The sequence below is a fragment of the Dietzia sp. DQ11-71 genome (assembly GCF_014144995.1).
GTDB lineage: Bacteria > Actinomycetota > Actinomycetes > Mycobacteriales > Mycobacteriaceae > Dietzia > Dietzia kunjamensis.
The window spans coordinates 1-16,750 of record NZ_JAALDT010000165.1 but is presented as its reverse complement, the minus strand read 5'-3'; the positions used below and the strand labels follow the sequence as shown (position 1 = coordinate 16,750).

Below are 16,750 nucleotides of genomic sequence, written 5' to 3'. Positions count from 1 at the left end.
ACTTACCGTGGCGCCATGGACATCGCCGAATTGCTAGAGCTTGAGCATCGAGGCTGGTCATCGCTGTGCGACGGCACAGGGGCGGACTTCTACGGACGTCGCATGACCGCAGACGCCGTGATGGTGCTCGCCCACGGTCTGGCCCTGGACCGCGAGGCGGTGATCGCCTCCCTCAACGAGGCGCCGCCGTGGCAGTCCTACGACATCAGCGACGAACGCCTCATCGAGGTCGACGAGAACACCGCTGCGCTGGTGTACACCGGGCGAGCCTCGCGCGGCGACGAGGACCACTTCCATGCACTGATGTCGACCGTCTACACGCGCCGCGAGGAACAGTGGCGGATCGCCCTCTACCAGCAGACGCCCGTCCCGCCGGCCGTGCAGTAGCGCTGGGACACGGAGAGGGTGCTGGTCAGACGAGGTTGTCGGATTCAGGTGGGTCGGACATGTGGTCCGGTGCGGGGTCCTGACCGGATGGCCCGCGGATGGCCCCGATGAGGAAATCGGCCGCCAGCATCGGCGCGATGACGACCAGCGCGCCCCACCCGGTGGCCGCGACCGGCACCCAGTTGTCCCACCACAAGCTCGCGTCACCGAGGTAGTTCCGGCGCCGAGGGGAGTGCGAAGCCGTGTGCATGTCCGGGATTCGGCGCCACTTGCGCATCGGATGGGGCGGTCGGTTGATGCCGGTTCGGCCGAGCGGGCAGGCGCGGGCCCCGACCTGGAGGCGACTTCCCTCGTCGTCGTCGCCCCTCGATCCGCGCGGTGGCCCTAGTCGGACGGCGCCGGTGAGGCGGCGGCGTCCCGGGGCTTGGCCTCCGGGGCCCTCGCCTTCTGCCACGGCCACCGGCCCGAGATCTCCAGCTCCAACGACCAACTGAGGAAGGTCCTGATCACGACGATCGCGGCCAACACCGCCACGCTCTCCAGCGTCGGAGTCACCGCGACCGTCTTGATGATGTCCGCCGCCACCAGGATCTCCAGCCCCAACAGGATCGACCGACCGAGGAACCGGCGGAAGTGCCGGTAGGTGTCCGGCTGCCGGCTGAGCAGGCGCCACCCCGCGATGACCGTGGCCGCCACGATGCCGATGACGATCGCTGCCACACCGAGCGCGTCGATCACCTCGCCGACCGCCTCGATGTACTCCTTGGAAGGCACCCTGGACTCCTCTCACCCGGATCCGCACCGGGGCGACCCGGACGGCGTTGTCCGACGAGCCTAGGGGGACCCCCGCCGCGCGCCCGGGCGTTCGCCGATCTCGTAACCAGTTGCACTGAGACGGGTCTTGGGTACGTTTGTGGCCCACCGCCCTGGATTGATCGGCCCACGCAGATCGAACCCGCGCCAACTCGAGGAGGCACCGCACTTGCAGACGCCTACCGCAGAATCGACCACCGGAGCCACGGACCTTCGTCCGAACCCGACCCACGACCCCAACGAGCACCTCCGCGACCCCGACAAGGGCTACGTCGCACTGCTGGGCTGGGTGCCCAACGCCATCGACGCGCTCGACAAGTTCGACCGCCGCTACGTCGTGGTGGCACCGCCCTGGGCCGAGGAATACTGCAGCCAGCACCAGATCCCGTACGTCCCGTGGGACTTCGAGCGGCTCAACGACCGGTCCATGGAGATCGCCGAGACACTGCGGGACATGGGCGTCGACGTGGCGATCCCACTGTTCGAGGAGACCGTCGAGTGGGCGGGCGCCATCAACTCGATGCTGCTCGACAACCCCACCCTGTACGGGCAGTCGCTGCTGCTGCGGGACAAGGCGCTGATGAAGCGGCGCGCCCAGCTCGGCGGGATCCGCGTGGGCATCTTCGAGGAGGCGCACGAGCGGGACGACGTGATCCGATTCCTCAAGCGCGTCAACCAGACCCTGCTCAAGCTCGACGGCGACCCCAACGACCCGATCCACCTCAAGGCCTTCGACAAGGCCGGGTGCCTCGGCCACCGCGTCATCCGTACTCCCGATGAAGTCGACACGATCCCCGAGGAAGAGTTCCCCGTCCTCATGGAGTCCCACCTCGACGGCTGGGAGTTCGCCGTGGAGGCCTGGGTGCACAACGGCCGTGTCGTGTTCCTCAACATCTCCGAGTACGTCACGCTCGGCTACTCGGTGTTCGTACCGGCCTCGCCCGAGCTCGAGAAGTACCGCCCGGAGATCACCCGGCAGATCGAGAAGCTCATCAAGACCTTCGACATCAAGTTCGGGTTCGTCCACCCCGAGTACTTCGTCACCAGCGACGGCGAGATGTACTTCGGCGAGGTGGCCTACCGGCCGCCGGGGTTCAAGGTCTTCGAACTGCTCGAGCGTACGTACGGGTTCAACGCCTACCAGGGCCTCGTGCTGGCGTTCGACCCCAAGACCACCGAGGAGGAGATCGCCGCGTTCTTCCCGCGCGAGGTGGTCGACGCGAAGGGTCACGCCGGGTGCTTCGGCGTCTACCCGCGGCGCCGGGTCGTCTCCACGCTCGAGATCCCGGAAGCCACCGAGGACCACGAGTACTTCGAGTCCCACGAGCTCACCGCACCGGTCGAGGAGACCGTCACCAAGCGCACCGCCTTCGGCACCCACTGGGGCCTGGTCTACTTCTTCGGCGACGACGCCTACGAGATGCGGTCGGTCCTGCGCAACCAGGAGGACCTCGACTTCTACGTGTGACGCCTCGGCCGGTACCGACCCGCGGGTACGGTACCGGCGGGTGGACGTGGAACGACGTGGGATGACCAGGTACGGCCTGGGACGGCCTGTGGCGTCCTGGCACGACGCGGCACGACTCAGCGGCGAGAGACGGAGAGTGGATCGAAGTGGGAATCGACGAGCCCGGCACGACGCGGGTGCTGGACAAACGGGTCGCCTCCCTGGCCGACGCCACCAGAGCGCTCGCCGAGGCCGGTGACGTGACCAAGTCGTCCCGTCTGCGGCGCGTCCTGGACGGGGCCCGGCTGGTGCTCCTTCAGGACGGGGGAGCCGGGGCCGTGCAGGCGATGGCCCGGGAGCTCGAGGCCGCCGGGATCTTCGAGGGCACCGACTGGGACTCGCCGGCGGCCCTGATCCCGGCGCTGAGCGTCGGCACCCTCCGCAGCTCCGACTCCGACAAGGTCGTCACCGAGATCGTCAGCGACCTGCGGCTGACGGCCGTGGCTCAGGGGCAGTACGAGCACCCCGAGGTCACGGCAGAGCAGGCGCGCCAGCACCTCGCCGAGGTGCTCGCCAACAACGCCTCGCTGCTGTTCACCGTGGCCACCGAGGCCGAGCGCACGCAACAGGGCCGGATGGCGACCGTCACCCGCACGGCCCTGGCGCACATCGCCTCGGAAATCGGTCTGGACGGTGTGCTCGACCAACTGGTCGAGGAGATCTGGCGCATCCTGCGCCAACGCCCCATCCAGGTGGACCAGATCAAGCAGACCATCACCCAGATCTCGATCGCCCGCCAGGACCCGCAGCTTGGCTCCAGCGGCGGCGGCGTGGGCATCGACCGGCTCATCAGCAGCATCTACGGCACCACCGAGGCGAGCCGCGAGGACCCTGGGGTGGACGTCTACCTCTCCCGACTCGAGTCCATGGACGAGGGAACCCTCCAGTACGAGGCGGCCGGGTTCGCGCGGTCGATGCACGACACCGGCCTGGTGTCGCCGTACCACCCGGTGCTCGTGCGATTCCTGCGGGAGAAGGGCAGCTTCCTGCTGAGCGAGGCGCTCGGGCTGTCCAGCACGGGCCGGGAGAGCCTGCTGTGCTTCCACGGTCTGGTCGACGCCCTGATCGACGCGGCCGTGCACCCCGAGACCGCGCAGTCCGTCTACGGGCTGGCGCTGCTGCTCGAGCGGGGGATCCTCTTCCAACCGCCCGCCGCCCCCGCGTTGTGGCGGCTGCTGGCGCTGCCGCTGTCCGGCTACGCGGCCGAGCGACTCGCCCTCTCGTGCGGTCCCGCCCACGAGGGGCGCGTCTGGCTTCTCGCCGGGACGCTGTCGATGCTCGGTCAGCCGCTGGGCGTGGGGCAGGGCGACAACCCCACCTGTCAGTCCGCCCGGGCGCTGTCGATGTGGGCGTACAACGACCCCGACTACCTGCTGCAGATCATCGCGTGGGCGGCCCGCGACAACGAGGTGGTCATGCACTTCGAGGGCCGGCCGATCTCCTCCCGAGAACTCGACGCGGGCCTGGCCACCACCCTGCCCGTGGACCTCGACCCCGTGTCGCTGCTGGTGGTGCCGCACCTGGACCGGATCTACGCCGAGATGGGCCGCCTGTGCTCGGACCGCCCGGGCGACCCCCACCGGTGGGTCAACCCCGAGTTCCACGGCTGGTGGTCGGCGCGCGGCTTCAGCATCAACGTGGACGTCGAGTCCGGCAGGCTGACCGGGCTCGAGGACTTCCTGCGGCACTTCTACGGCAGCTACCACCCGTTCCACAACGGCAACCAGCCGCTCATCCACCCGCAGCCCGCCGGCGTCGCCGTCACGGATTCCTCCGCGCGGTTCGTCGGGTGGCACGCCATCACCATCCTGCGGGTCGCACTGGACCCGGACGAGACCATGCGCGTCTACTTCTTCAACCCCAACAACGACAGCGGGCAGGACTGGGGCAACGGGGTGGTGGTGAGCACCGCAGGCAACGGCGAGCGGTTCGGCGAGTCGTCGCTGCCGTTCGAGGAGTTCGCCTCCCGGCTGTACATCTTCCACTTCGACGCCCTCGAGCCCGGCGAGACCGAGACCGTCTCCGCGGAGGAGATCTCGCGGGTGACCGGGCTGATCCACGGTAGCTGGGGCGCCGACCGGCTACCGGAGCTCTGAGGACTGCCGCGGCGCGAGGCGAGAGCGGCGTGAGGCGGCCCGACGCCGGGGTGCCGAGTGGATGCGCTGCGGGAATGGTCCAATCCGCGCACACAACTGCCGACAAGGTGTGCAGAGAGGACGCACAGGCCTGAGAGTGGGCGTGAGGGAGAGCATGCGCGCGAGCATGGAGTGGATGGAGCGGCACCAGGTGTCGCTCTACCTGGCGGGGCTCGTCCTGGGCGGCCTCGTCGGGTTGCTCGCGCCCGCGGTGGCCGGCCCGGCGGAGCTCGCGATCCAGCCCGTGCTCGCGCTGCTGCTGTACGCGACGTTCCTCGGCATCCCGTTCGCGCGCATCGGCGGGGCGTTCCGTGACGGGCGCTTCCTGGGCACGATCCTCGCGGTCAACTTTCTGCTGGTGCCGCCGATCGTCTGGCTGCTGACGCGGATCGTCGCCCACGACCGGGTGCTCCTGGTGGGCGTGCTGTTCGTGTTGCTGACCCCGTGTATCGACTACGTCCTCGTGTTCTCCGGCCTCGCCGGGGCGGACGTGCACCGACTCCTGGCCGCGACCCCGTTGCTCATGCTCGCCCAGATGGCGCTACTGCCGCTGTACCTGTGGCTGTTCGTCGGATCCGGGTTCGTCGATGCCGTGGAGTTCGACCCGTTCGTGCGGGCGTTCGTGCTGCTCATCGCGCTGCCCCTCGCGGCGGCCGCGCTGACGCAGTTCGTCGCCGGCCGCGGGGAGTCGGCCCGCGCCGCCCGGGGTGACCGGGCCGTTCGCGTCGGTCGCGTCGGTCGTTCTGTGGCGCAGGGCGCGGCCGCGGCGATGGTCCCGCTCATGGTCGCCACGCTCGCGCTCGTGGTCGCCTCCCAGATCAGCGCTGTGAGCGAGCGGCTCGGCGCGCTGGTGCAAGTGGTCCCGGTGTACGTGGCGTTCGTCATGGTCATGGTGCCGGTGGGCATGGCGGCCGGGCGGCTGGCGGGCCTCGATGTGCCGGGCAGGCGGGCGATCGCGTTCAGTGGCGCGACCCGAAATTCCCTGGTCGTCCTCCCGCTGGTCCTGGCACTGCCCGCGGCGTTCGATCTGGCGGCCCTCGTCGTCGTCACCCAGACCCTCGTCGAGCTCGTCGCCATGGTCGTCCTCGTCCGGCTCGTCCCGCGACTCATCCCCAAGGTAACGACCGTCACGTGACCCGCCATGGGAACCGTGGTTCCGGTAGCTTCATAGGGTTCCCGTGCGCGGCTCCGCCGGCGCCGGATTCTGCTCTCTGCTGTCTCCGCAATCCCAGAGGACGACCGTGACGTCTGAAGTCTCCGCCACCCCACATTCCGCACAGGCGGCCCCGGCCCCGCAGGCCTCCCCGCCGATGCCCGCCGCCACCGTGCGGCTGATCGCGCTGCTCGTCGGCGCCGCGTTCGTGGTGATCCTCAACGAGACCATCATGTCGGTGGCACTGCCCGAGCTCATGGGGGAGTTCGCGGTCACCGCCGCCACCGCGCAGTGGCTGACCACCGCGTTCATGCTCACGATGGCCGTGGTCATCCCGTTCACCGGGTGGCTGCTCGTGCGCCTGCCGCTGCGGTCCGTGTTCGTCATCGCGATGAGCACGTTCACCGCGGGCACCCTGCTGGCGTCGCTGGCCATGGTGTTCCCCATGCTCGTCGCCGGCCGTGTCGTCCAGGCGGTCGGCACCGCCATCATGATCCCGCTGCTCATGACCACCGTGCTCAACGTGGTGCCCGCCGACCGTCGCGGCCGCACCATGGGCGTCATCTCCATCGTGATCGCCGTCGCCCCGGCCATCGGCCCCACCGTGGGTGGCCTGGTTCTGGACGTGCTCAGCTGGCGCTGGATGTTCTGGTCGGTGCTGCCCATCGGTGTGCTGGCACTCGTGGCCGGAGCGGTGCTGATCCGCAACGTCACCGAGCCCCGGCGCATCCCGCTCGACATCCTCTCCGGCGTCCTCTCGGCGATCGGGTTCGCCGGCCTCATCTTCGGTCTCAGCTCGATCGGCGAGGCCGCCAGCGACAACGCCCTCATCTCGCCGTGGATCCCCGTGGCGATCGGTGTGGTCGCCCTGGCCGTGTTCGTCTGGCGCCAGCTCTCGCTCAAGGACTACGCGCTGCTCGACGTGCGGGCGTTCGCGTTCCCGACCTTCACCGTGAGCCTGGCCCTCATGCTCATCTCGATGATGTCGCTGTTCGGCACCCTCATCCTGCTGCCGCTCTACATGCAGCAGGTCGTGGGCACCAGCACCCTGAACTCCGGTCTGGCACTGCTGCCCGGGGGCCTGATCATGGGCGTGCTCGGCTGGTTCGTCGGCCGCGCGTTCGACCGGATCGGCCCCCGGCCGCTCATCATCCCCGGCTCCATCCTCGCGTCCGCCGGCCTGTGGGGGATGTACACGTTCTTCTCCGCCGACAGTTCGCTGGTCACGGTCGTCGTCTGGCACATCGTGCTCAGCGTGGGCCTGGCGTTCCTCTTCTCGCCGCTCATGACCTCCGCGCTCGGCTCCCTGCCGCCGCACCTGTACTCGCACGGCTCGGCGCTGCTCAACACCCTTCAGCAGGTCGCCGCCGCCGCGGGCACGGCGCTGTTCATCACCGTCATGACGCTGGGCATCGTCTCCGGCGCCGAGTCCGGCCTGGGAGACGTCGCCGCGCAGATGACCGGCGTCCACAACGCACTGCTGCTGGGCGCGTGCATCTCGCTCATCACCGTGGTCGGCGTGTGGTTCGTCCGCAACAGCGCGCAGACCGAGGGGCCGGCCTCGGCGCCGAAGGACGAAGGGTCCGAGAACGCCACGGCGCAGGAGACCGCCTCGGCGTAACCGGCAGTTCGGGTGTAGCCGGTCGATCGCCCGCCGGAGTGACCCACGCCATACCCTGGATGGCGTGAAGGTTGATCTGACGGTCCTGGCCATCCCGGCGTTCGTCGGGGCGATGGCGGCCGAATACGCGTGGCAGAAGCGCAACCCGGCCGTCGGGGAGCGGGCGGGGGACTACGAGTTCGCCGACACCATGGCGAGCCTCTCGATGGGCGTGGGGAGTCTGCTCGCCCCCTACATCTCCGCCACGGTGCTCTCGCCGCTCACCCCGCGGACAGGCCGATTCGCTAAAGCCGTGATGGGCCTGTCCCTCGGGGCGGCGGCCGTGGCCACCGCCGGAGACGTCATTCGCCGCCATCGCGGGTCGGGTCTGGGTGAGGCGGGGTCGTTGTCGTCGTCCTCCGGCCCCGGTCCCGACGCAGACGGTGACACCGGCGCGGCGGTCCCGCCCGCCCTGCGTCGGATCACCGGCGGCTCGGCGATCACCGCGGTGGCCTCCACCGTGGTGATGGTCTCCACGCTGTGGAGCGCGCAGACCGCGAGTTCGCGGCTCTTCCGGACGTCCCCGCTTGACCTGGGGTCCGGGCCGCTGGCGTACGCGGTAGGGATCCTCGGTTGGGACCTCATCTACTACTGCAACCACCGCCTCGCCCACGAGTCGCGCTGGCTCTGGGCCATGCACGTCGTGCATCACTCGAGCGAGCGCTACAACCTGTCGACGGCGCTGCGCCAGCCCGTCGCCGAGGCGCTGACGATCTACGTGCCGTACGGGTTGCTCTCGCTGCTCGGGGTGCGGCCGGCGATCGTCATGGACGCCCGCGCGATCAACCTCATCTACCAGTTCTGGGTCCACACCGAGGCGGTGCGGTCGATCGGGCCGCTGGAGAAGGTGCTCAACTCGCCCTCGCACCACCGCGTGCACCACGGCAGCAACCGGCGGTACCTCGACCGCAACCACGGCAGCATCCTCATCATCTGGGACCGGCTGTTCGGTACCTACGAACCCGAGCGCGAGGACGTGGTCTACGGGCTGACCACCAACATCGACACGTTCAACCCGCTACGGATCGCCACGCATGAATGGGTCGCGATCGGGCGCGACATCTTCCGCGCGCAGACCTGGCGCGACCGCGCGGGGTACCTGGTGCGCGGGCCGGGGTGGGCCGGGGCGCGGAGGGCGTAGGGCCGCGGCGCGGGCGGACTCAGACGAGTCGGTGACCGACCATCCCGGCGGCATCGTCGAGCACCGCCCGGAACAGGGCGTCGTCGCGCAGTTCGAACCAACCCAGCGCCGCCCCGAACATCAGCGTCATCGCCTGCTCGGCCACCAGCACCACGTCGGCGTCCCACCGCAGGCCCGCACGCTCGGCCAGGCTGCTGAGCAGGGTCACGATGATCCGTCGGTACTCCTGGTGGGACTGCGCGGCGAGAGCCCGCAGCTGCTCGTCGCGGGCCGCCATCAAAGACAACTCGAAGTAGGCGATCTCCGTCTTCGGATCGGCGAGGACGGAATCCGCGTAGGCCGCGAAGAGCTCGGCCACGGCGGCGGTCACGTCGTCGGGTCCGTGTACCGGCCGGTCCTGCTGCGTCTGGACCAGGTCCGACAGGTGCGTCAGGTCCAGACGCAGCACCGAACGCATCAGCTCGTCCTTCGATGAGAACGCGTAGTGGACGGACCCGTGGGGCACCCCGGCCTCCTTCGCCAGGGCTCGAGTCGTGAGCGCCCACGCCCCGTCCCGCGCCATCACCGTCACCGCGGTCTCGGTGAGTTCCCGGCGGCGCTGTTCGATCGGGACCTGTGCTCGGCGAGAGTCAGCCACGGTTCACCTCCGACGCGGCGGAGTCCGCACGCGCGGCTGGTGGCACGTACGGCAGGTTCGCCTCCTGCCCTCGCGCGGACGTGGCTGCTGCGGCGTCGTGCGCCACCCCGGCCGCCCCGACCGCTCCGGCCGCTCGCGACTCCGAACGCAGGCCGCGCCAGGCCAGCACCAAGGTGATCGCCGCCGTCCCGATGCCGATCGCGGCCACGAGATCCATGCCCGCGAGGAAGGCGGAATCGGCGATCTCCAGGAGACGAGCGCCGCCGCCGGGCAACGTTTCCGCGATCTCGTGGGCGCCAGCCAGGGTCTGGGAGGCGGCGTTCGCGGAGTCGGCATCCATGCCGGGCAGGGTAGCGGTCTCGACCACGCGGCTCGAGTACACGGCCATCCCCGCGGTGCCGAGTACGGCGGTGCCCATCGCGCCGCCGAACTCGTAGCCGGTCTCGGAGATCGCCGCGGCGGCGCCGGCGCGGTCACTCGGGGCGGCAGTGAGGATGACGTCGTTCGTGAGGGTCTCGGCCAGGCCCACGCCGATGCCGAACAGGACCGACAGGAGCGTGAAGAGGAGTATCGTCTCGGCGGTGTCCAACCGGGTGCCGATGACGAACCCGACGATCACGAGGGACAGGCCCGTCATGATCACGGTGCGCACCGAGACCGTTCGCGCCAGCACCGGGGCCAGCAGGGTGCCGACGACGGCGGCCACCGCGAGCGGCAGCATCCAGAGACCGGCCTCGGCCGAGCCCATGCCGCGCACGAGCATGAGGTATTGCGGGAGGAAGAACATCAGCCCCATGAACGCGAACACCGAGATCACGTTGATCGACACCGCCGAGGAGAACGCGAAGTTCCCGAACAGGGTCACGTCGATCATGGGGTTCTCGCGGCGGCGCTGACGGGACACGAACCAGACCAGCGCGGCAGCACCCAGAACGAAGGCGACGAGCACCGCCCCGTCGATTCCCTTCACACCGGTCTTGAGGGCGTAGATCAGGGAGATCATTCCCGCGATCGAGAGGATGACGGAGGTCGGGTCGAACGGGCCCGGGTTGGGGTCCTTCGCCTCGGGGAGCAGGAACGGGGCGGTCAGGAGGAACAGCGCGATGACCGGGACGTTCAGGAGGAAGACCGAGCCCCACCAGAAATTCTCCAGCAGCAGCCCGCCGACCACGGGGCCCAGTGCGGCGCCGCCGGAGAACGCGGTGGCCCACACGGCGATGGCGGTGCGTCGCTCGGTGCGGTCCGGGAAGATCGCGCGGATCAGGCCGAGGGTGGAGGGCATGAGGGTCGCACCGCCGATGCCGAGGAGCGCACGGCCGAGGATCAGCATCTCCGGACTGGTGGAGAACGCGGCCACGAGGGAGGCGACGCCGAACAGGGGTGCGCCGATCATGAGGATCCGTTTGCGGCCGATCCGGTCCCCGAGCGAGCCCGTGAAGATCAGCAGGCCCGCGAGCAGGAACGAGTAGAGGTCGATGATCCACAGCAGTTGGTTCGACGTCGGCTGCAGGTCTGCGGACAGCGCGGGCACGGCGATGCCGAGCACGGACATGTCGATCGAGATCAGTAGAACGGGAAGGACGAGGACGAGCAGGGCCGTCCAGCGGCGTGCGGGGGACACGGGTGCCTCTCCAGGGCGGTCGGACTGCGGGCGGTGTGCACGCAGCGATGCCGGGGAGATCCGCACCCGGCGAAGACCATCCTGACACGGGGTTGGCCACCTGGCCAACCCTTCTTGGCCAGGTGGCCAGAACCGTGGGGAGTGCGACCGTCGGGAGCGCTCGCGGTTCGCGCACTTGGGTCATTCCGCTGCCGTCCGCGAGGGTGCTTCCTAGGGTTCACCCATGAGCGGACGCGCGCGAGGGGCAGGACATCCGACGATCATCCCGAGGGCGCTTCTACTGCTGCTGGCGCTCGTCCTCGCCGTGGCGGTGGCCCCGCAGTTGCAGCCGAGCGCAGCGGCCCAGCCTGGTGGGCGCCCGGCCGCACCGGGCTCCGGCTTCCACTGGGGCGTCGCCACGTCGGGCTTCCAGGTGGAGGGCTCGAACCCGGACTCCAACTGGAAGCGGTATGTCGACGCGACCGCGCCGACGGGTCAGGCCGACCCGGTGGGTGAGGCGGTGGACTTCTGGAACCGCTATGAGGAGGACATCGCCAACGCCGCGGCGATGGGCGTGAACACCTTCCGGCTGAGCGTGGAGTGGGCGCGGATCGAACCCGCGCCGGGGGAGTACGACGACGAGGGCCTCAGACACTACGACCGGATCATCGACGCGGTCCGCCGACATGGCATGACCCCCATGATCACGATGGTGCACTTCGTCTACCCCGGGTGGCTGGCCGACCGGGGCGGGATGCTCGCGGACAACGCAGTGGAGTCATTCGGCCGCTTCGCCGACCTCATCACCGGCCGGTGGGCCGGCGACGGCACCATGTGGGTGACGTTCAACGAACCCCTGGTGTTCTTCAAGCACGAGATGACCATCGGCCGGGTGCAGGTCACGGACTTCTCCCGCTTCCTCGACACCATCGAGGCCGCCCACCGGCTCGGCTACGCGGCCGCCCACCGGGCGGACCCAGACGCGATGGTCACCATGAACGAGGCCTACCTGCCGCTGGCCACCGAGTTCACCGACACGCTGATCGGGGACCGGGTGGCCGACGTCGTGGACTACGTGGGCATCGACTACTACTACGGTGTCGCGCTGAACAACCTCACCGCCATCAACGCCGCGTGGGACGACTTCGCGGCCGTGCGGCCACAGCCGGAGGGGATTTACGAGGCGATCACGCATTACGCCCACGCCTACCCGGGAAAACCGATCTACATCGTCGAGAACGGGATGCCGACTCTCAACGGTGGGCGCGCCGACGGGATCGAGCGGGGCGACTTCCTGCGCGACACGGTCTTCTGGCTGCAGCGGGCCGTGGCGGACGGCTACCCCGTGATCGGCTACAACCACTGGTCACTGGTCGACAACTACGAATGGGGCGACTACTCGGCGCGGTTCGGGCTGTATCGGGTGGACGTGCTCACCGACCCGACGCTGACACGCCAACCCACGTCGGGCGTCGACGCCTACCGCGAGATCATCGCGGGCGGGGGAGTGCCCGACGGATACCGTCCGGTGCTGCCGTCTGCGTGGTGTTCGCTGGCCACGATCCCGGACAGCTGCATCGGGCCGGTGTCGGCAGAAGGGCCCTTGACGACGCTGGCAGGGCGATAACAGGATCGACCTCACACGCGATTTCCCTAGTGGACCCGCCCGTTGACGACGAGAGGACCGATGAGATGTTTCCCGCCGGCTCGATCGAGAATCCGCTGCGTTTTCTGTTCGGCCCCGGGCCGGATGAGCCCGCGTGCCTCGCTCTCACACCGGAGTGCATGGGCCTGATCCCGTACCTCGCGGCCCGTTTCGGTATCGCCAGCTGACGAGCCCCGACTGACGGCCCCCGACTGACGGCCCCCGGCCGACGACTCCCGATAGTCCCTGTCCGAAACGCCCCGATCCGCCCGTCGGATTTTCTTCTGCGCGCGGGGGCCGCAGCGTGGATCGAAATCCGAGGGGCGGATCTAATACGGATCGAATGCAGGTCGAAATCCGAGGGGCGGATCGAATGCGGATCGAATTCCGCCAGGCTCGACGGCGGCGGTCGGGACTACCTGCTGAACATCTTGGCGAAGAAGCCGTCCTTGACGGCGGGGACGTCCGACTCGTGGCCCGGGCAGCGGTCGGCCTTGGGCACACCGGCCATCACCTGGTCGACGTGCATTCCGCATCCGGCCCAGGTGGTCTTGCCGCACTTCTTGCAGGTGGCGGGACGGCACATGATGAGACTCCTCAGGGGGTGGGGTTGTCGTCGGCGTGAATCGCGCCGACCGCCGGCCGATGATCCGACTGGCTGATGCCCCGAGATTACATACCCCTAGGGGTATCGGTCAACCCTGCCGGTTCGGCACGCCCTGCACCTGCGGCGTGGGCGGGGTGGTCGACCTCGTCGTCGTCGTTTCCCTCGAAGCCCACCCCGCCGACACCCGGCCCGGCTCACCAGTCGCCGCGCGTCAGGCCGTCTCCCCGTTCCCTCGCGCGCTCCAGCTCGCCGGGCAGGAGCGGGCCCTCGTAGCCGTCCACGTAGAAGGTACCGGGATCCGTCACCGGGTGGCAGCCGAGCTTGCGTAGCTTCTTTGCGGCCTTCTTGCCTGCATGGCCGGGGAGGTCGGGATGGCGGACGTGGGTGTCGAAGGTGGCCACCGCGAGGGAGGCGGGCTCGGCGGCGTCGAGCCACTCGCGCACTCCCGACGGGATCAGCTCGCCGCCGCGGGCGTGGGCGTCCTCGCGGGTGCCGTCGCGGGGTAGCCCGAACGCGTGGGTCGGCGCGCCCACCACGAGGAGGTCCACCTTGAGTTCGGCGAGCGGCGGCGCTTGGTGGGCGGCCACCACCTCGGCGGTCAGGTGAGGGGACAGGCCGTCGCTGATCGCCTCGGCGACGAGCCTGGTGTTCCCCCACGCGGATTCGTACACGACGAGTGCGTTCATGGCCGGCCCTTTCCGCAGGTCCTTGCCTCAGTCTGCGCCTCTGGGCCGCCCCGCACAACGGCTCGTCAGCATCCACTTTTTGACAAGCGCCCCGCCTGATGTCACTGTATTAAGCACCTAATACAGCAACACGGAAGCGGGGCGGCGATGCAGTTCGACAACTCGTCCCCGATCTGGGTGCAGCTCGTCGGGGAGTTCTCGCGGCGCATCGTGACCGGGGAGTGGGCGGCCGGGGAGAAGATGCCCGGCGTCCGGGAGTTGGCGGCCGATCTCGGCGTCAACCCCAACACCGCCCAGCGGGCCCTCGCGGAACTGGAACGGCTCGAACTGTGCCGGTCCGAGCGGGCCACCGGGCGGTTCGTCACGCAGGACGAAGAACGGATAGACGAGGTCCGCGCCGACCTCGCCGCCGACGCCGCCGACGCCTTCATCCGGCGCGTCCGCGGCCTGGGAATGGCGCACGACAAAGCCCGAACGCTGCTCGACCACAGATGGGACACCCATGAACACACCACTACCGATGAGCACGACGGAGGTGCCTGACATGAGCGCCACCGACCACGCCGCCACCGCGGGCCCGGTCACTACACTCGTCGAGGCCACCGGTCTCCGCATGACGTATGGCGCCACCACCGCCCTCGACGGCCTGGACATGACCCTGGCCCCGGGGCAGATCGTGGGCCTGCTGGGCGAGAACGGCTGCGGGAAGACCACCCTGCTCAAGATCCTCGCCGGCGTCCTGGCCGGGTACTCCGGCGACGTGCGGATCGCCGGCCACGCCCCCGGCCCGGAGTCCAAGGCCCTCGTGTCCTACCTGCCCGACACGAGCTTCCTCCCCGACGCCGCGCGCGTGAGCTACTGCCTCGAGCTGTACACGGACTTCTTCGCCGACTTCCAGCCCGAGAAGGCGCGCGACCTCATCGGCTTCTTCGGCCTGAGCGAGTCCGCGCGGCTCAAGCAGATGTCCAAGGGCATGCGCGAGAAGGTCCAGATCGCCCTGGCGATGTCCCGCGACGCGCGCGTGTTCCTCCTCGACGAGCCCATCTCGGGCGTCGACCCGGCCGCGCGTCAGGTGATCCTCGACGGGATCGTACGCAACCTCTCCGAGGACTCGCTCCTGCTCATCACCACCCACCTCGTCCACGACCTCGAGCCGATCCTCGACGCCGCCGTCATGATGCGCCACGGCCGCGTCCTGCTCTCCGGCGACGCCGACGACCTCCGCGGCAGCCGCGGCGCCAGCCTCGACCAGATCTTCAGGGAGACCTACCGATGAGAGCGACGACGACAACACTCCTCAAGCATGAGTGGCTGCGCACGCGCGGTCCGCTCGCGACCCTCTTCGGGTTGATCGCGCTGGTCGGCGTGCTGGGCAGCCTGCTCGGTGCCTCGGGATGGCCGCTCCTGTCCGAGCTCGGGCTGGCCGCGGGCATGCTCGCCGCGGTCGTGGCGGTCCCGGCCGTCCAGTTGGCCCTCGCCGCCGACTACTGGCGCTCCGGTTACGGCCGGACGGGCTACTTCACGCACTCGATCCCGGCCCGCGGGGCCCGCATCTTCCGGGCCAAGCTGACGTGGGCGATGCTCGCCTCGCTGGCGGCGATCGTCCTGACCGTCGTGCTCGCGCTGCTCGCGTGGTGGGCGAACTCGCAGCGGTCCGGGGGCTCCGCGCCGTCGTGGTCGACGCTGACCGACGCGTGGTCCACCGTCACCGCCGTGACCCCGGCCTGGATGATCGCAACCGGGTTGGCGCTGGTGCTCGCCTGGTTCCTGGTGTGGCCGGTGTACTACTACTTTGCCGTCTCGGTGGGGCACGAGCGGCGGCTGGCCGGACTCGGTGCCGGCGGGCCCGTGGTGGTGTTCGTCGCCGTCTACATCGCCAGCCAGGTCCTTGCCCTGCTCGGCATGCTCGTGATCCCGTTCGGGGTGGGGGAGGCCGACGGCGAGACCCTGGGCCTCGTCCGGTTCGACCTTGTCGGCGAGCTCGCCGCGGGGCGCACGACCAGCGAGGTCATGCCGGTCGGGTTCGTGGTCTCCCTGGTCGCGGTGGCGGCGTTCTGCCTCTGGCGCACCGCGCGATCGTGGAACCACAAGGTGGCGCTGGGCTAGTAGTCCCTGCCCGGGCACGGCCCCGGTCTGGATAAGGATTTCTTTGGCGGGCGGCGCGCGGTGGAGTAGTGTTCACATCCTCACCGCGCGTCGTCCGTTGGCCGCCGCGGGCCCCTCACCTCCCTCGAAAGACCGCGAGCATGCCGATCGTCCTGCCCTCCATGGCCCGTCCGACCCTGACCGAGCCCACCTACCTCACGCCTCCCGTCTGGAAGCCGGTCCTCGCCTGGGCCGGCCTGGTCATGGGTGGACTCATGGTGGTGGGGGCGCTCGGAACGCTCGGCAGCGGCGTTCTCGAGTCGGTGGCGATGGCGCTCATCGGTCTGGCCATGGCCGTGGCGGGCGGGTGGTGGGTCTTCTGCGAGCGTGAGGACCGCACCCACGCCGAGGAGGACTTCCAACTCGACCGGCAGGCCGCTCTCGCCGCGCAGTCGATGTCCGGCTTCGTCGCCCCGGACGCGCTGAGCCCGCTGACCTGGAACACCCCGTTGAGCCCGTTCACCCGTCGCTGGCCGGTGGTCGGCTCCGTCTCGGTGGCCATGTTCATCGTCGGGGCGGCACTGATGCCCACCCCCACCCCCGCGCCCACGCCGACCCCGGCCTCGAGCCCGGTGGCCGCGACCAGCACCGTCACCACCACGGCCCGGGCCGCGGCGCCGACGACCACCGTGAC

Annotated in this window: 17 protein-coding genes and 1 pseudogene; 12 read left to right on the top strand and 6 right to left on the bottom strand. The window is 69.6% G+C overall.

Annotation, left to right across the window (positions count from 1 at the left end; translation table 11 throughout):
* The first annotated feature begins 15 nt into the window (after nucleotides 1-15).
* The gene (locus G6023_RS06825; protein ID WP_182634636.1) at nucleotides 16-387 is read left to right on the top strand and encodes a nuclear transport factor 2 family protein; all 372 of its coding nucleotides are present in this window, start codon (nucleotides 16-18) and stop codon (nucleotides 385-387) included.
* A 25-nt stretch (nucleotides 388-412) separates the two neighbouring features.
* Here the strand turns inward: G6023_RS06825 and G6023_RS06820 are convergent, their stop codons facing one another.
* A complete protein-coding gene (locus G6023_RS06820) occupies nucleotides 413-637 on the bottom strand; it encodes a hypothetical protein (RefSeq protein ID WP_182634633.1) in 225 nt (74 codons plus the stop codon).
* A gap of 134 nt (nucleotides 638-771) precedes the next feature.
* Nucleotides 772-1,161, bottom strand: a complete 390-nt coding sequence (locus tag G6023_RS06815) for a DUF1622 domain-containing protein (protein WP_182634631.1) — start codon at nucleotides 1,159-1,161, stop codon at nucleotides 772-774.
* A gap of 208 nt (nucleotides 1,162-1,369) precedes the next feature.
* Between G6023_RS06815 and G6023_RS06810 the strand changes: the two genes are divergently transcribed.
* From G6023_RS06810 to G6023_RS06790, 5 genes are all read left to right on the top strand, one after another.
* Entirely contained in the window at nucleotides 1,370-2,668 is a 1,299-nt protein-coding gene (locus tag G6023_RS06810) for an ATP-grasp domain-containing protein (RefSeq protein ID WP_241727730.1), read from the top strand.
* 146 nt (nucleotides 2,669-2,814) lie between these two features.
* On the top strand, nucleotides 2,815-4,803 hold the full coding sequence (locus tag G6023_RS06805; protein ID WP_347570736.1) for a hypothetical protein: 1,989 nt from the start codon (nucleotides 2,815-2,817) through the stop codon (nucleotides 4,801-4,803).
* Nucleotides 4,804-4,957: 154 nt separating this feature from the next.
* Entirely contained in the window at nucleotides 4,958-5,977 is a 1,020-nt protein-coding gene (locus G6023_RS06800) for an arsenic resistance protein (RefSeq protein ID WP_182634629.1), read from the top strand.
* A 106-nt stretch (nucleotides 5,978-6,083) separates the two neighbouring features.
* Entirely contained in the window at nucleotides 6,084-7,616 is a 1,533-nt protein-coding gene (locus G6023_RS06795; RefSeq protein ID WP_182634627.1) for an MDR family MFS transporter, read from the top strand.
* Nucleotides 7,617-7,680: 64 nt separating this feature from the next.
* Nucleotides 7,681-8,796, top strand: coding sequence for a sterol desaturase family protein (locus G6023_RS06790; RefSeq protein ID WP_182634625.1), 1,116 nt, complete (start codon nucleotides 7,681-7,683; stop codon nucleotides 8,794-8,796).
* Nucleotides 8,797-8,815: 19 nt separating this feature from the next.
* Here the strand turns inward: G6023_RS06790 and G6023_RS06785 are convergent, their stop codons facing one another.
* Nucleotides 8,816-9,433 (bottom strand): TetR/AcrR family transcriptional regulator, encoded by a 618-nt coding sequence (locus G6023_RS06785; protein ID WP_182634623.1) that lies wholly within the window; start codon nucleotides 9,431-9,433, stop codon nucleotides 8,816-8,818.
* Nucleotides 9,426-11,054: an MFS transporter gene (locus G6023_RS06780; RefSeq protein ID WP_182634621.1), complete on the bottom strand. Its 1,629-nt coding sequence runs from the start codon at nucleotides 11,052-11,054 to the stop codon at nucleotides 9,426-9,428. The genes G6023_RS06785 and G6023_RS06780 overlap by 8 nt, the downstream gene beginning before the upstream one ends.
* A gap of 223 nt (nucleotides 11,055-11,277) precedes the next feature.
* On the opposite strand from G6023_RS06780, the gene G6023_RS06775 reads away from it, so the two are divergent.
* Nucleotides 11,278-12,660, top strand: a complete 1,383-nt coding sequence (locus G6023_RS06775; protein WP_182634619.1) for a family 1 glycosylhydrolase — start codon at nucleotides 11,278-11,280, stop codon at nucleotides 12,658-12,660.
* 65 nt (nucleotides 12,661-12,725) lie between these two features.
* A complete protein-coding gene (locus tag G6023_RS06770) occupies nucleotides 12,726-12,866 on the top strand; it encodes a hypothetical protein (RefSeq protein WP_156776371.1) in 141 nt (46 codons plus the stop codon).
* 227 nt (nucleotides 12,867-13,093) lie between these two features.
* On the opposite strand, the gene G6023_RS06765 is transcribed toward G6023_RS06770, so the two are convergent.
* A complete protein-coding gene (locus G6023_RS06765) occupies nucleotides 13,094-13,264 on the bottom strand; it encodes a DUF8730 family Cys-rich protein (RefSeq protein ID WP_096905156.1) in 171 nt (56 codons plus the stop codon).
* 215 nt (nucleotides 13,265-13,479) lie between these two features.
* Nucleotides 13,480-13,971: a flavodoxin family protein gene (locus G6023_RS06760; protein ID WP_182634617.1), complete on the bottom strand. Its 492-nt coding sequence runs from the start codon at nucleotides 13,969-13,971 to the stop codon at nucleotides 13,480-13,482.
* 147 nt (nucleotides 13,972-14,118) lie between these two features.
* On the opposite strand from G6023_RS06760, the gene G6023_RS06755 reads away from it, so the two are divergent.
* The 4 genes and pseudogenes from G6023_RS06755 to G6023_RS06740 all read left to right on the top strand — a co-directional run.
* The gene (locus G6023_RS06755) at nucleotides 14,119-14,514 is read left to right on the top strand and encodes a GntR family transcriptional regulator (RefSeq protein WP_182634615.1); all 396 of its coding nucleotides are present in this window, start codon (nucleotides 14,119-14,121) and stop codon (nucleotides 14,512-14,514) included.
* A 1-nt stretch (nucleotide 14,515) separates the two neighbouring features.
* Nucleotides 14,516-15,247 (top strand): ABC transporter ATP-binding protein, encoded by a 732-nt coding sequence (locus G6023_RS06750; protein ID WP_241727729.1) that lies wholly within the window; start codon nucleotides 14,516-14,518, stop codon nucleotides 15,245-15,247.
* A complete protein-coding gene (locus G6023_RS06745; protein WP_182634611.1) occupies nucleotides 15,244-16,077 on the top strand; it encodes a hypothetical protein in 834 nt (277 codons plus the stop codon). The genes G6023_RS06750 and G6023_RS06745 overlap by 4 nt, the downstream gene beginning before the upstream one ends.
* A gap of 140 nt (nucleotides 16,078-16,217) precedes the next feature.
* Nucleotides 16,218-16,750, top strand: a pseudogene (locus G6023_RS06740) (hypothetical protein); the annotation flags it as partial.